This window comes from Acinetobacter sp. 12966 (assembly GCF_031196995.1).
GTDB lineage: Bacteria > Pseudomonadota > Gammaproteobacteria > Pseudomonadales > Moraxellaceae > Acinetobacter > Acinetobacter geminorum.
Genome location: NZ_JAVIMC010000135.1, coordinates 1 through 14,116, shown reverse-complemented (window position 1 = coordinate 14,116; position 14,116 = coordinate 1). Strand labels below are relative to the sequence as shown.

Here is a 14,116-nt window from a genome sequence, read left to right as displayed (position 1 = left end):
ATTACGCTCCAATAATTTCAACATAAAGTGCGCCGTCTTCAATTACCACTGGAAATGTCTGAATTGGATCAGTTGCTGGTACACATTGTGGTACGCCAGTTTTCAAACAAAAACGTGATGCATGAAGTGGACATTCAACCGTGCCATCATCCTCTAGGTAGCCTTCTGACATAGAAGCATTACCATGACTGCATTTATCATTCATGGCAAAAAATTCACCATTGAAATTAAATACAGCGAGTGCAGCAATATCACCTACATTACAATCTACTTTCAGCGCTTCGCCTTCATCCAACTCATCAATCTGACAAACGAAAATCTTATTCATTAGAAAAACACCGTAATATTGTGAGAAATCAAAGTCGCTTGATCGAGGGTGATATCGCGTTTAGCAATTTTCCAACCTAAACTACTGCTATCATCTTTTCGAATCAGATCAACTCGTTTACCAACATAGGTCAATACGTCTTTTTCTTTTTGCGAGCGATAAAGCAAATAATTACTAAAAACTTGATATTCATTTGCTTGCGCAGTTGCTTCGACCCGAATATTAGTAATCAAGTGACGAGTACGTGATGGTGGTTCTTCGGACCACGACATCCCTGTTTCTAATTTTGCTACGCGACGCTCTAGTACAAATTTGTCGTCGTGATAAATCCATGTTGATGGTGGGGCAATACATTTACGACGATCACGTGTTTGCGCATTTGTCGTCGTTTTGAGCGTATATAAAATGTCTTCGCTTAAAATATCCAACCAATCTCGAAACTTCCAATCATCTAACAATTGTGCTTCTGCATACAGAAACTGACTAATGTCGTGGTGAAGTTCCAATCCAATAGAACGCCATATTGGCTGTGGTTTTAATGAGTCAATGATCTGGTTCATTTCACAAGCTCCTTCTCATCCTTTTTAGCCGCTTTTTTCAAAAGCTCTTGCTCATAAGCCTCATCTGCCCGTTGTACGTCTTCCCATTTTTCATGCATCAACAGGTTTGCCCAATGACGATACATGCCACGTGCAGCAGTTTCAGAGAAAACATGGTTAGTAATACCTGGAATACCATCTTCACGGTATTTTTCATTGCCAAGACCCATTTCCATAATGAGTTTGCTTTTTCGCGCTTTATAACCACGTAACACTTTCTGGATCTCAATCCAGTTTTCACCATCGTCTGCTTCAGCAAAACCAGCTGGGCCAAATGCTCGACAAGCATTCAACTCCATCGCTTCTTTGATGTGCTGCGGTGCTACTTTATCCGTGATACAGAAAGCCCAAACTTCAGTTTTATCTGGTCCACGTGGATGCCAAATACGCATCGTCGTCATACCATTCAGCCAAGACAAAGTTGGGAACATGGTGTTATGTCCTGCCAAACGCAAAGCACGAGTATCACCCAAACGCTCTTTGGTTTCTTCATAGGTTTCGCGGAAGTAATCTGCTACTTGACCATCAACCCAGAAATTGGCATCTGGTTTTTCGGTCAGAAAGAAACCTGAACCATGGCCACGTTGACCATATTGCACACAGCTTTCTGCTGTTTCCCAAACTGGACGTGCCGTTTGTGCTGTACCTAATGCTTTAGAAGCATCATCATTTGGTTTACCACCTAAAACTTGTACTGCAGAGGCATGCGAGTACGGCGCGTGGTATTGATCAGAAGCAAACTGTTCTGCTGCAAATTTCCAGTTACAGTTAATTTCCCATTTATGAATGCCACCAATGACTTCCGAACCACCTTCACGGCGGTCAATCATTGCATCGAGATACCAAGCAATATCACCCATATAGTCGAGTAATTCGGGTGTGTCATCTGCCCAACAACCAAAGACCAAACCTTTATAGCTTGCAACACGAGGAACCTCTTGCAATCCCCATTGTTCTTTACAAGCACCATGTGGGAAGGCAACACCTTCCAATGGAATATCTTTAAGAGAACCGTCAATGCCATAGGACCAGCCATGATATGGGCAGGTAAACGCACGCGTATTACCACAGTCAGCATAGCTAACCCGCATAGAACGGTGACGACATTGATTTAATAATGCTTTAATAGAACCGTCTTTTTGACGCGTAACAATAATTGGGTCCTCACCCATATACGTATTGAAAAAGTCGCCTGATTTTGGAATCTGGCTTTCGTGACAAAGAAATAACCAACAACGTCCAAAAACACGCTCTAACTCTAGTTCGTATAATTGTGGATCTGTATAGATAGTTGGCGAGATACGTCCATTTTGTGCATCGACTAAAGCATCGATTTCACACACTTCAATTTTTCCATTCATGAGAAGCACTCCTGCTGCCGCCAAAAACGCACAACATAAAATTCAATTTGAATGGATAATGATTTTTTAACTGTTTTAAGTGAAATATTTTATTTGTTTCAAATTAGACTTTTTATGAATTATTCATTATAGATTTTAAATATTAAAATTAAGTTCGACTGATACTGATCAGTGGTTTTATAAACGGATTTATGGTTTTCAAGCATTTAGCATATTTTATTAACTATCCAACGTTAATAATAGGATTTTGGGATCACAACTGATATGGAATTACGTCATTTACGCTACTTTGTAATGGTGGCTGAAGAACTCAACTTTAGTAAAGCTGCACTTCGCCTCTACACAGCTCAACCATCATTAAGTCAACAAATTAAAGACCTTGAGGATGAGGTTGGTGTTACATTACTACATCGCACTAAACGTAAAGTCGAACTCACTGAAGAAGGTAGTGTATTTCTTGAACAAGCCCGTCTGACTTTAGCTCAGGCGGACAAAGCAATTGCAATGGCTCGTCAAGTTTCAAAATTTAAAAAACAACAACTGACGATTGGTTTTGTTCCAGTAGTAGAAATGAAAGTTTTTCCATCTGTTCTTCCAAGTTTACGGGTACAAAATCCAAACCTCAAAATTGAATTACGCAGTATGAATAATACCGAACAAATGGAGGCTTTAAAGAATGGAGTCATTGATATTGCATTTATGAGAGATAACTTAAATAATGATGAAATTCAGAGTCAGTTTGTATTACGTGAACCTCTAATGCTATTGCTTCCTCGAGATCACCCTCTTGCTCAGTACGAGCGTATTCCAGTGAAGCTTTTAAATAATATTGATTTTATTATTCCATCTTCAGAACAGTCTTCAATTTTACATCATACAATTCTTAATTTTGCCGAAATCCACAATATTAGATTTAATATTGTTCAAACTGCACATAATATTTTATTTAATATTAACTCAATAGGAATGGGGTTGGGCTGTGGCATTTTACCTAGTTATATAGAACCATTAACTTTAAATAATATTGTCACTCGCCCCTTAGATGTTGATCTACCTTTTTTAGATTTATATGTCAGCTATAGAAAAGATGCTGAGTCTTCGGGTGTTAAAGAGTTTATCGATTTATTGAGTAAAGTTTTTTACTTAAATATTAATCGGTCTTAAAATCCTTTAGTTAATACAAAAGTCTAAGATGATTTAAAAATATTTAACAAAAACAAATTTATAATTTAAGAGGAGGAGAAATCTGTTAGTTCTCCTACTCTTCTTTCTATCTTTTATTTAACATCATGCAATGCTAAATATTGTTTAATGATCTGGTTAAACTCATCAGCTTTTTCAACTTGCGACCAATGCCCACATTGACTAAATATATGAGCATCAGCATTCGGTACAATATTCAAAATATCCCAAGTACGTGATACAGGAATAACTACATCTTGCACACCATGAATGAGTAGTACAGGAACTTGAATCTCTTTCATCTTTTCAAAATCAAGCGGGAACTCAAAACGGTCACGGTCTCGTGCACCAACAACATCCATCAATCGATCTGACGCGTAGTCATTTTTTGCTGAGTCAAAACGAACTTTAACCAATTCATCAGTAACTAAAGACTTATCCACTACAAACATTTCTAAAGTTTTACGGATACCAGCTTCTGTTAATTCAGGATTAGCATGTGCTTTAAGTGCTGCTGTCTGCTTAGCACCACCCGTTCCCATTGATACAATACCCAGTACACGCTCTGGATAATCTAATACAAACTGGAATGCTAACCATCCCCCTAAAGAATTGCCAACCAACCAAGTTTTTTCAATACCCAGTGCATCTAGTACTCGAACCGCGTGATCTACCCACTCACGAATACCATAAACAGTTCCTTCTGCAACAACAGTTTGGCCATAACCAATTGAATCAATTGCGATACAACGTCCTTGCTCAGCAATTTGTGGTAAATTTAACCACCAGTTAGCTGCTGCTGACACGCCCGTACCAGAACCATGTAAAAATAAAATTGGAGTACCTTTTCCAAGTTCATGATAATGAGTAAGCTCGCCTGCTGCTGTTTCAATCCATTTATCTTCCAAACCAAAAAATGGATCTGTTTTATATTCGGGGATTTGTACGGTTCCCATGTTATTCCTCTTACAATCTGTACAGCCCAACCCAAGATTAGGCCGATTTAATACGCCAAATTTCAAATGTTTTACTCACCTATATTACCCGTTCAGCAAGCCCAAAATTATAGTTGTTTATGATGAGGTGATATAAAATAAGTATTAATAAACCAATGTTATTTAAAGAAATTTTTAAAACCTATAGCTATAGGTTGTCGCAATACGATTTTCTTGCAAATCACTCTTTTGGCCAGCAATATTGTCAAAATTGACATCTATATACATCCACTGGAATCCCAAACCTTTTAACTTCCCTTCTGGCAATACGTAATTCAGAATAAAGTTGAATTCATCTTCTTTGCCTTTGCCTGTTAATGCACTTGATTCATATGCTGAATCGACACCCCAGCCATGCCAATATTTGGCAGTAGTTTTCAATCCTTTAATACCTAGTTCACTAAAATCGTAGCTATAGGTTATACCAACGGATTTCTCATCTTTACGGATAAAACTCGCAACTGACCAGTTATCTAAATAAGGCTGTGGTACCCAACCTGCAAGTGTTGGAAAATACGGAGCGCCTGTTGCTGCACTCGGATTACTATCATAGTCGCCAAACATTTGCTGATAAGACAAACCTACGCTGTGCGAGCCATAAGTTAAGGTTGAGCCTACAGACAATGCCTGATTATCAATATCACCATACAAGGCATCTCCCGACTCTGCATTGTCGAAAAAACGTATGTGTGAATCGACTTTTAACTTGTCATAATTATTTTTATAGTTCACACCCAAGTAATTTTGACGATAGATATTCGTCACATCGCCATAAAAGTAACTTGCAGACCAGTTTTTATTTAATTGATAATCTATGCCCGCAACATACATCCCATCAGTTTTACCATCATTATTTAATGCTTTAGGCCATAGACCAAAATCCATTGGCTGATTTTCATAACGGGCATTGATACTATCCAAATAACCTAACGTTAATTTAGTGTTTTTAATATCTTTTGACTCTAGCCATACCCCATTATAAGTGGTCAATAATTGACGAGATGGGTCAAAATGAATTACTGGTGTTACAGGTAAAATTTCACCAATTCGTAATTCAGTTTGGCTGATTTTCGCTTTAAGAGTTGCTCCTATTTTTCCAAACTGACGCTCTTGTTTTCCTATGCCTGTACCAGAAATTCCACTATACGGCAGAACCCAATCGGCATTACGGTCACGACCATCCAGACGTACAGCATACTGTGCCAACACATCAACACCAAGTTCTAATGCCCCAAACTCTGCATAACCCGATTTTGCATCCAGTGTCGCAGCTTGTGACCAACTACCCCAGTTTTTTGCAGGGGTGTCATCATACTGGCGGTCTAAATAGAAGTTTTTAAATTTCAGCTGAACCTGACTATCTTCAACAAAGCCTGCATATGTGCCAGTAGCCCCTATTGTTGCTATTGCGCAAGCCATTGCGATCCATAACGTTTGACGACGCATTGCGTACTTCCTTTCAATCAATCCATGAAAACAAGCCCTATCATGCTCAACTCTATTTTTATGAAAAATTCGACTAGAGTATTAAGATACTTTTCTTTTTAAACTCAATGCTTTAAAAAAATGTTACTTTTCCAGTAATGAGGATTTTTAACAGATCATTAAAAACAATTAATCATTACCTAAAAACCAGAATAAACATTTGTTATATATCTATTTTTTATTAAAATATCTTTATTTAAATTTGCTATTTTTAATTTTCTAATCGTTTTTTTATTTAAATAGAAACTCATCCAATCAAAAATGATATCCATCCATTTATAGAAAATAACACTTATATTCAAGTTATTTCATCTAGATCAAATCATTAGATATAAAAAAGCACTCTCGTGGAGTGCTCTTTTTCATTTGTAAAAAACTTATGCGCTCATTACTTTCGCTTTTGACATGGTCAAGGCAAGATCTTCAATCATATCCTCCTGTCCCCCAACCGTACCACGGCGACCAAGCTCTAATAAAATTTCACGTGCAGAAACACCATATTTAGCTTCAGCACGTTTTGCAAACAACAAGAAAGAAGAATATACACCTGCATAACCTAATGTTGCTGCATCACGATCGGCACGAATTGGATTTAGCATCATTGGTATCACAAGATCTTCTGCAATATCTTGCACTTTAAACAAGTCTATGCCTGTTTCTATTTGCATACGATTTGCAACCGCAATAAATAATTCAAGCGGCGTATTGCCTGCTCCTGCTCCTAGACCAGCTGCCGCCAAGTCGACTCGAATTGCACCAGCTTCAACCGCAGCAACAGTATTGGCAACGCCCATACCCAAGTTATGGTGACCATGGAAACCTAACTCAATATTGCTATCAAGTTCTTGGCGGAGTAACCCAATCCGATCGCTTACATCTGTAGGCAACATATAACCAGCAGAGTCTGTAACATAAATACAGTTAGCCCCATAAGACACCATCTTTTTTGCTTCTTGTAGCAAATGTTCTGGTGTAGCCATATGAGCTAACATTAAAAAGCCTACCGTATCCATTCCCAATTTACGGGCAGCAGTAATATGCTGTTCAGATACATATGCTTCTGTACAGTGTGTTGCAACACGAATGGTTGAAACACCAATTTCATGTGCCATTTTTAAATGATCAACTGTTCCAATGCCAGGCAATAACAACGCTGACACTTTGGCATTTTTCATGCGTGGCACAACGGCAGACAAATATTCTTCATCTGTTGCGGCAGCGAAACCATAGTTAACAGAACTTCCCCCCAATCCATCACCATGAGTGACTTCAATTAATGGCACACCCGCTTCGTCTAACGCGGTTGAAATGGCAATCATTTGCTCAACTGTAGTTTGATGGCGTTGAGGATGCATACCATCACGTAACGTCATATCATGCACAATAATCTTAGACATACGGTTTCTCCTTAAACAGCTTCTACTTTTTGGTTAGATAAAACGCGTTCTGCAAACATTTCTGCAGTACGTGCAGCTGCCGCAGTCATAATGTCAAGATTACCTGCATATTTCGGTAAATAATCGCCTAGGCCTTCTACTTCAAGAAATATAGAAACACGATTACCATCAAATACAGGGCCATTAACTAACTGATAGCCCGGAACATATTTTTGGACTTCTTGAATCATCGTATTGACTGATTCCGTAATTGCAACTTGGTCAGGCTCTCCTTCAACTAAACAATGAACCGTGTCGCGCATCATTAATGGTGGTTCAGCCGGGTTAATAATAATGATGGCTTTACCTTGTTTAGCTCCCCCAACCTTTTCAATTGCACCAGCCGTAGTACGAGTAAATTCATCAATGTTCTTACGAGTACCTGGGCCAACCGATTTTGTTGATACAGTCGCAATGATTTCAGCATAGTTAACTGTCTGTACTCTTGAAATCGCTGCGACCATAGGAATAGTTGCTTGCCCACCGCAAGTCACCATATTGACGTTAGGGACTTCACCTGCGTCTAGCAGAGCTTCTAAGTTCACTGGCGGCACACAAAATGGACCAATTGCCGCAGGCGTTAAATCAATCATTAACACGCCAAGCTCATTAAGCTTACGGCTATTCTCTGCATGCACATACGCTGAAGTCGCATCAAAAGCAATTTTGATATCATCTTCAAGTACATGAGGTAATAAACCATCAACTCCATCAGATGTAGTCTTTAAACCCATTTTTGCAGCACGGGCCAAGCCTTCAGAAGTAGGATCAATCCCTATCATCCATACAGGTTCTAGCACTTCACTACGCTGTAATTTATACAATAAATCTGTTCCAATATTTCCCGGACCGATTAAGGCACATTTGATCTTATTCATTTCCCTATCCTTTATTCAGTAGCAAAGCATGCGGTAACTGAGTCGAAGCCTTCAATTTTTACTACGAACTCATCTCCGGCTTGAGCTACAACCATTGGACCCAATGCCCCTGTTAAAACAATATCTCCAGCCTGTAACGGACGCCCACGTCGTACCATTTCATCGGCCAACCAAATAGCTGCATTCAACGGGTTGGCCAAACAAGCTTTACCCACGCCCTCTGAGACAATTTCACTACTACGAGTCATGACCATTTTGCAGTTCACTAAATCAAGTTGATCAAGCTGTACTGGACGCGAACCTAAAACAAAAGCTGCACTAGAAGCGTTGTCAGCAACAGTGTCAATTAATGAGATTTTCCAGTTCTCAATACGGCTATCGACGACTTCAATAGCAGGCAAGGCATAGTCTGTAGCGCTAATAATGTCTGCATATGTATGTCTGATTTGGGTTAAATCATGTTTGAGTACAAGCGCAATTTCAGCTTCAACTTTTGGCTGAATTAATTTACTTATTGGAATTACATCACCATCACCGTATGCCATATCGGCAAATAGCATTCCAAAATCAGGCTGATCCACCCCAAGCTGAGCTTGTACGGCTTTTGAAGTCAACCCAATTTTACGACCTACTAAACGGCGTCCTTCCGATAATGCACGTACAGTATTGATTTCCTGTACTGCATAAGCGATATCCACACTTGCCTGTTCACCACCGAGTTCAGCACGTATTGGAACAATCGCAGTTTGTGATAGTTCAGCCTGCCTTAAAGCCAAAGCAACTGAATCGACAACAGCAGAATTTGACATCAATATTTCCTTAAACTGCAAAATTGAATGTTTACTGCGTACGAAAGGTATAGAACGGAATACGAAGTTCAGGCAAAGTTAGAAACAACAAATCCCTTGTATTTTCCGAGACAGCTACCTACGGGAACGTACATATAAAACACAGCTTAAGAATGGGAAAATCCCTAATTAAATGCCAATACTTATTTTGTTTCATATAATAGTTTTTATTTATAATCAGCCCCAAAATGCTGTTAAAAAATTTAATGCTAAGTAACTATAATAATTTTATTAATCAATATATTTTTTTAGAGGTTAGAAAAATACTAATTTTCAAATTTTATATATTACACTAGATAGTCTTACGTTTAGTTATTGTTGAAGATGCTTAAGTAACTCTTAATTTACACCTACTGCAATTCATTTTAAAACATAAAAAAGCCCATCTTAACTACGTTTGAAAGTTTACAGATATCTTTCAAACGTAGTTAATCAGACCACTATTAATAAGTTTAACTTAAAACACTTTTTTTACAGACACTGTAAAAGTCGAGTCAATCGGATTTGAAATTGGCGCATCTGGTTCACCATTACTATACTTTTTATAATATCCATGCTTATCCCAAGCTTTGGTATAGGCTAACCCTGTAGTCCAACCATCGCCTAAATCTTTAATCAGCTCGACTTTCATATCTTGAAAGTTAGCTTCCGAGAAATTTTTAATTCTTTCATAGCCATAGTGAGCACCAAAAGTCCAAGACTCATTAATAGGCTGAGTAAAAGTTAAATCTAAATAAGTTGTTCCTCGTGAACGTTTACCTCAGGGCCGCCCATCGTATTTGAGTTATAGCCTGCATAATCTGGGGTATAGGTAATAAAATATTTAAGAGTCAAAGGCCCATAACCAATTTGAGGCACAATTTCGCCATAGTTATAGCTGGTACTCCCCGTTTCAGGTGTACTTTTGGCTCCTGGATAATAGTAATAAAAAACCGTCATTCCAGCTGAAAACTTATCAAAAGTTTTTATATAACCTGTATAAAAATCCCACTCAACTGAAGCATCACGAATATATTTGGAACTTACATTCGAGGCCCAAGTGCCCACAAATAATCCATTCGGATTTGCATAGTCTAAACCGATCTGTAATGCTGGCTTACCCCAAGTTTGTTGAAAACCACGTGATATATATTGACTTGCGAAGGTTACATTAGCACTGTATGGAGAAATTTGTTCTTGTTCATTTAATTGTTTAGCATGTACAACACCAGTAGACATAATAAGAGAAGCTATCCCTAAAATTTTTCTCATCTATTAATTCCTATTAAATATTACCTATAATCTTAAAGTTTTAAAATAACATGATAATTCAATTTAAAACGTATTAAAAAGTTATAAATTCAAATTTCTGGACACTTCTTCTTCGCTATAAATTTCTTCAATACAATCTAAAATTTTAGGAATATACGAACTTTGGTCCATATTGCGCATAGAAAGAGAAATGGGACTATAGGCTTCTAAGTCTAAGATATTTAAATAAGTTAGATTCTTCATTCCAATATCACAGGCGCTTTCTGGAATAATACATATACCCTCTCCAGATGCCACCAAGCCAAGCGCCATGTGAATTTCTCGTACTTCAGTCAGCTTGGCCGGCACAAGACCTAATTTAGTAAATAAAGCTTGAATAGTGGTCGAAAAATTGGGTTTAGGTGTTGTTGGATAAGAAAAAATTGTCTCATTAATAATTTGAGATAAATAAATTCCCGATTCTTGAAATTCACTTAATGGATGCTTTTTATGAATCGCGAGTTTTAATTTTTCTTTTCGAAGTAAAAGTCGTTTAATCGCTGGATCGCTAATGGGTAAACGACCAAAACCTAAATCAATTTTACCTAGTTTTAATGCTTCGACCTGATCACGTGTACCACATTCAATAAGCTCGACATGAATGTCAGGATTTTTTTGTCTAAATAGATAAATGACCTGCGGTAATCGCCCGTAAAGAAGCGAACTCACATAGCCAACTTTAACAACATTCTCGACTAGCTTCAGTTTCTTTGCCATAGAAGCAGCTTGAGCTGTATGGGTCAAAATCTGTACCGCATGTTGGTAAAAAAACAGCCCTGCTTCAGTCACTTTTAATGGACGTGAGCCTTTCACAAATAGATCAATGCCTAACTCCTCCTCTAGTTTTTTGATTTGGCGCGTGAGTGGTGGCTGAGCAATAAAAAGCTTTTCTGCGGCCTTAGTCAGACTTTGTTCTTCAACAACGGTAACAAAATAACGTAGATGTCTTAATTCCATTAATATACCTTTTTAGTATCTTAAAATACCGTTCTATATCTATTTTAGGCTATTACATTCTTCTATGGTATGTAAACAAGTTTGAAATAGTTGAAACTTCATGTATAGAACCATAGAAACCATACTTGTGGATATTCCAACTATCCGTCCTCACCAGTTGTCTGTGACTACCATGCGTACTCAGACTTTGGTGCTCGTTAAAATTACGACCATGGATGGTATTGTCGGTTGGGGTGAAGCGACCACCATTGGTGGACTGAACTATGGTGAAGAAAGTCCTGAAAGTGTCAAAGCCAATATTGATACTTACTTTGCACCATTACTCGCATCAGTTAAAGATTTAAATGTTGCTCAAACACTAAAACTGATTCGTAAGAATATTAATGGTAACCGTTTCGCGAAATGTGCCATTCAGACTGCTTTACTGGATATTCAGGCAAAACGTTTAGGCGTGCCGTTAAGCGAAGTTTTAGGCGGACGTCTGCGTAATAGTTTACCTGTACTTTGGACGCTCGCGTCTGGTGACACAGAAAAAGATATTGCTGAAGCTCGAAAAATGATTGAGTTAAAACGTCATAACACGTTCAAACTCAAAATTGGTTCACGCCCTTTGCAACACGATGTTGATCATGTGATTGCAATTAAAAAAGCACTCGGTGCTGATATTAGTGTACGCGTTGACGTAAATCGTGCATGGTCAGAGCTGGAATGTATTCAAGGTATTCAACAGCTACAAGATGGCGGGATTGATTTAATTGAACAGCCTTGTGCTATTCAAAATACTGAAGCACTTGCTCGTTTAACACGTCGTTTTGATGTCGCAATTATGGCAGATGAAGCTTTAACTGGTCCCGACAGCGCATACCGTATTGCAAAAAGCCATGGTGCTGATGTATTTGCCGTAAAAATTGAACAATCTGGTGGTCTGATCGAAGCGTGTGAAGTTGCCAAGGTTGCAGGTTTGGCTGGAATTGATCTTTATGGCGGTACCATGCTTGAAGGCCCTGTAGGTAGCATTGCTTCTGCTCATGCATTTGCAACTTTTGAAACATTAGCATTCGGTACTGAATTATTTGGTCCGTTATTACTTACCGAAGAAATTTTGAAGGAACCGCTACGTTACGAAAACTTTGAATTGCACTTGCCAACAGCTCCGGGCTTAGGCATTGAAATTGATGAAGATAAAGTCGAGAAGTTACGTCGTTAAGGCAACAGGATAAGGAGTTTCCCATGTTATTTCATGTACGTATGGATGTGCATATTCCACTTGATATGCCAGCCGACAAAGCAAATGAAATTAAGGCCGTTGAAAAGGCTTATTCGCAAGATCTGCAACGCCAAGGTAAATGGCGTCACATCTGGCGAGTTACAGGCCAGTACTCAAACATCAGTATTTTTGATGTCGAGAGTAATGAAGAATTGCACAATATTTTACAGGGTTTACCTCTCTATCCCTACATGAACATCGAAGTGATGGCACTTAATCGCCACCCTTCTTCTGTTCGTGATGATGATTCGTAAACCAAAAGAATTTTTTAAATGTGATCTCTGAAGTCCATTTAAAAACCAAGCAGATTATTCAGAAGGTAACAAGGAACGTGGCGGCAATTATTCGCTAGCAAGACAAAATGCCCGCAGCGCTGCCACCCAAAACCGTATTGCATACTTAAGGAGTTTTAGTATGAACCGTCAACAAATTGATGCGCTTGTAAAACAAATGAATGTCGACACTGCAAAAGGCGAAGTTGATGCACGTGTTCAACAAATTGTAGTGCGCCTTCTCGGGGATTTATTTCAAGCCATTGAAGATTTAGACATCCAACCATCAGAAGTATGGAAAGGTTTGGAATATTTCACAGACGCAGGTCAAGCAAACGAACTTGGTCTTTTGGCAGCTGGCTTAGGTTTAGAGCATTATCTTGATTTACGTGCAGATGAAGCTGATGCCAAAGCTGGTGTTACGGGTGGCACACCACGTACCATCGAAGGCCCACTTTATGTAGCTGGTGCGCCTGAATCTGTTGGTTTTGCGCGTATGGATGATGGTACAGAATCTGGCAAAATCGACACCTTAATTATTGAAGGTACTGTAACTGATACTGATGGCAATATCATTGAAAATGCCAAAGTTGAAGTATGGCATGCCAACAGTTTGGGTAACTATTCATTCTTTGATAAGTCTCAATCTGACTTCAACTTACGTCGTACCATCTTGACTGATGCTGATGGTAAGTATGTTGCATTAACAACTATGCCTGTAGGTTATGGTTGCCCGCCAGAAGGTACAACTCAGGCCCTTCTTAACAAATTAGGCCGTCATGGTAACCGTCCATCTCACGTTCATTACTTCGTTTCTGCACCGGGTTATCGCAAGCTGACTACTCAATTCAACATTGAGGGTGATGAGTACTTATGGGATGACTTTGCTTTCGCAACCCGTGACGGCTTAGTTGCAACAGCAGTTGATGTAACTGACCCAGCTGAAATTCAACGCCGTGGTTTAGATCACGCTTTCAAACACATCACATTTAACATTGAACTTGTTAAAGATGCCGCTGCTGCTCCTTCAACTGAAGTTGAACGTCGTCGCGCTAGTGCTTAATTGAAAGTATATGTGAGTTAAAAGTTCGCTTTTGACTCACAAAATTTATTCCATTTATTACTACCATTAAGAATTTAAGTAAATTTTTAGCGGTAGTAATACATCACGTTACCTCATGCTCTAGGGTTTCTCACATGATTGACAAAAGTAAGTCC

At 38.7% G+C, this 14,116-nt stretch carries 13 protein-coding genes and 1 pseudogene; 4 read left to right on the top strand and 10 right to left on the bottom strand.

Features of this window, described 5'->3' with window-relative positions:
* Position 1: 1 nt before the first annotated feature.
* The 3 genes from hcaC to hcaE are packed head-to-tail and all read right to left on the bottom strand — an operon-like array spanning position 2 to position 2,288.
* A complete protein-coding gene (gene hcaC / locus RFW85_RS18260) occupies positions 2–328 on the bottom strand; it encodes a 3-phenylpropionate/cinnamic acid dioxygenase ferredoxin subunit (RefSeq protein WP_170248792.1) in 327 nt (108 codons plus the stop codon).
* Complete coding sequence (hcaF, locus tag RFW85_RS18255) at positions 328–888, bottom strand: 3-phenylpropionate/cinnamic acid dioxygenase subunit beta (protein WP_170248791.1); 561 nt, start codon at positions 886–888, stop codon at positions 328–330. The genes hcaC and hcaF overlap by 1 nt, the downstream gene beginning before the upstream one ends.
* The gene (gene hcaE / locus RFW85_RS18250; protein WP_170248790.1) at positions 885–2,288 is read right to left on the bottom strand and encodes a 3-phenylpropionate/cinnamic acid dioxygenase subunit alpha; all 1,404 of its coding nucleotides are present in this window, start codon (positions 2,286–2,288) and stop codon (positions 885–887) included. The genes hcaF and hcaE overlap by 4 nt, the downstream gene beginning before the upstream one ends.
* Positions 2,289–2,552: 264 nt before the next feature.
* Here hcaE and hcaR point away from each other — a divergent pair, with 264 nt between their 5' ends.
* Entirely contained in the window at positions 2,553–3,452 is a 900-nt protein-coding gene (gene hcaR / locus RFW85_RS18245; protein ID WP_309171767.1) for a DNA-binding transcriptional regulator HcaR, read from the top strand.
* Positions 3,453–3,565: 113 nt separating this feature from the next.
* Here the strand turns inward: hcaR and RFW85_RS18240 are convergent, their stop codons facing one another.
* From RFW85_RS18240 to RFW85_RS18210, 7 genes and pseudogenes are all read right to left on the bottom strand, one after another.
* A complete protein-coding gene (locus RFW85_RS18240; RefSeq protein WP_309171766.1) occupies positions 3,566–4,426 on the bottom strand; it encodes an alpha/beta fold hydrolase in 861 nt (286 codons plus the stop codon).
* Between the two features lie 174 nt (positions 4,427–4,600).
* On the bottom strand, positions 4,601–5,911 hold the full coding sequence (locus RFW85_RS18235; protein ID WP_309171764.1) for an OprD family outer membrane porin: 1,311 nt from the start codon (positions 5,909–5,911) through the stop codon (positions 4,601–4,603).
* Between the two features lie 416 nt (positions 5,912–6,327).
* On the bottom strand, positions 6,328–7,347 hold the full coding sequence (gene dmpG, locus RFW85_RS18230) for a 4-hydroxy-2-oxovalerate aldolase (protein ID WP_309171763.1): 1,020 nt from the start codon (positions 7,345–7,347) through the stop codon (positions 6,328–6,330).
* Between the two features lie 11 nt (positions 7,348–7,358).
* Positions 7,359–8,264, bottom strand: a complete 906-nt coding sequence (locus RFW85_RS18225; RefSeq protein ID WP_170248786.1) for an acetaldehyde dehydrogenase (acetylating) — start codon at positions 8,262–8,264, stop codon at positions 7,359–7,361.
* An 11-nt stretch (positions 8,265–8,275) separates the two neighbouring features.
* Positions 8,276–9,073: a 2-keto-4-pentenoate hydratase gene (locus RFW85_RS18220; RefSeq protein WP_170248785.1), complete on the bottom strand. Its 798-nt coding sequence runs from the start codon at positions 9,071–9,073 to the stop codon at positions 8,276–8,278.
* 496 nt (positions 9,074–9,569) lie between these two features.
* Positions 9,570–10,363, bottom strand: a pseudogene (locus RFW85_RS18215) (TorF family putative porin).
* An 81-nt stretch (positions 10,364–10,444) separates the two neighbouring features.
* Positions 10,445–11,359, bottom strand: coding sequence for a LysR family transcriptional regulator (locus RFW85_RS18210; RefSeq protein WP_005074181.1), 915 nt, complete (start codon positions 11,357–11,359; stop codon positions 10,445–10,447).
* 100 nt (positions 11,360–11,459) lie between these two features.
* Between RFW85_RS18210 and RFW85_RS18205 the strand changes: the two genes are divergently transcribed.
* The 3 genes from RFW85_RS18205 (at position 11,460) to catA (ending at position 13,961) form a co-directional block, all read left to right on the top strand.
* Entirely contained in the window at positions 11,460–12,566 is a 1,107-nt protein-coding gene (locus RFW85_RS18205; protein ID WP_170248784.1) for a muconate/chloromuconate family cycloisomerase, read from the top strand.
* A 23-nt stretch (positions 12,567–12,589) separates the two neighbouring features.
* A complete protein-coding gene (gene catC / locus RFW85_RS18200) occupies positions 12,590–12,880 on the top strand; it encodes a muconolactone Delta-isomerase (protein ID WP_003651954.1) in 291 nt (96 codons plus the stop codon).
* Positions 12,881–13,040: 160 nt separating this feature from the next.
* Positions 13,041–13,961 carry a catechol 1,2-dioxygenase gene (gene catA, locus RFW85_RS18195; RefSeq protein WP_002113693.1) on the top strand — a complete coding sequence of 307 codons (921 nt, stop codon included), beginning with the start codon at positions 13,041–13,043 and terminating at the stop codon, positions 13,959–13,961.
* Positions 13,962–14,116: the final 155 nt, after the last annotated feature.

Bases quoted from the DNA above. Each gene is read 5' to 3' on its own strand.
- hcaC (WP_170248792.1), bottom strand. From the start codon at position 328: ATGAATAAGATTTTCGTTTGTCAGATTGATGAGTTGGATGAAGGCGAA.
- hcaF (WP_170248791.1), bottom strand. From the start codon at position 888: ATGAACCAGATCATTGACTCATTAAAACCACAGCCAATATGGCGTTCT.
- hcaE (WP_170248790.1), bottom strand. From the start codon at position 2,288: ATGAATGGAAAAATTGAAGTGTGTGAAATCGATGCTTTAGTCGATGCA.
- hcaR (WP_309171767.1), top strand. From the start codon at position 2,553: ATGGAATTACGTCATTTACGCTACTTTGTAATGGTGGCTGAAGAACTC.
- RFW85_RS18240 (WP_309171766.1), bottom strand. From the start codon at position 4,426: ATGGGAACCGTACAAATCCCCGAATATAAAACAGATCCATTTTTTGGT.
- RFW85_RS18235 (WP_309171764.1), bottom strand. From the start codon at position 5,911: ATGCGTCGTCAAACGTTATGGATCGCAATGGCTTGCGCAATAGCAACA.
- dmpG (WP_309171763.1), bottom strand. From the start codon at position 7,347: ATGTCTAAGATTATTGTGCATGATATGACGTTACGTGATGGTATGCAT.
- RFW85_RS18225 (WP_170248786.1), bottom strand. From the start codon at position 8,264: ATGAATAAGATCAAATGTGCCTTAATCGGTCCGGGAAATATTGGAACA.
- RFW85_RS18220 (WP_170248785.1), bottom strand. From the start codon at position 9,073: ATGTCAAATTCTGCTGTTGTCGATTCAGTTGCTTTGGCTTTAAGGCAG.
- RFW85_RS18210 (WP_005074181.1), bottom strand. From the start codon at position 11,359: ATGGAATTAAGACATCTACGTTATTTTGTTACCGTTGTTGAAGAACAA.
- RFW85_RS18205 (WP_170248784.1), top strand. From the start codon at position 11,460: ATGTATAGAACCATAGAAACCATACTTGTGGATATTCCAACTATCCGT.
- catC (WP_003651954.1), top strand. From the start codon at position 12,590: ATGTTATTTCATGTACGTATGGATGTGCATATTCCACTTGATATGCCA.
- catA (WP_002113693.1), top strand. From the start codon at position 13,041: ATGAACCGTCAACAAATTGATGCGCTTGTAAAACAAATGAATGTCGAC.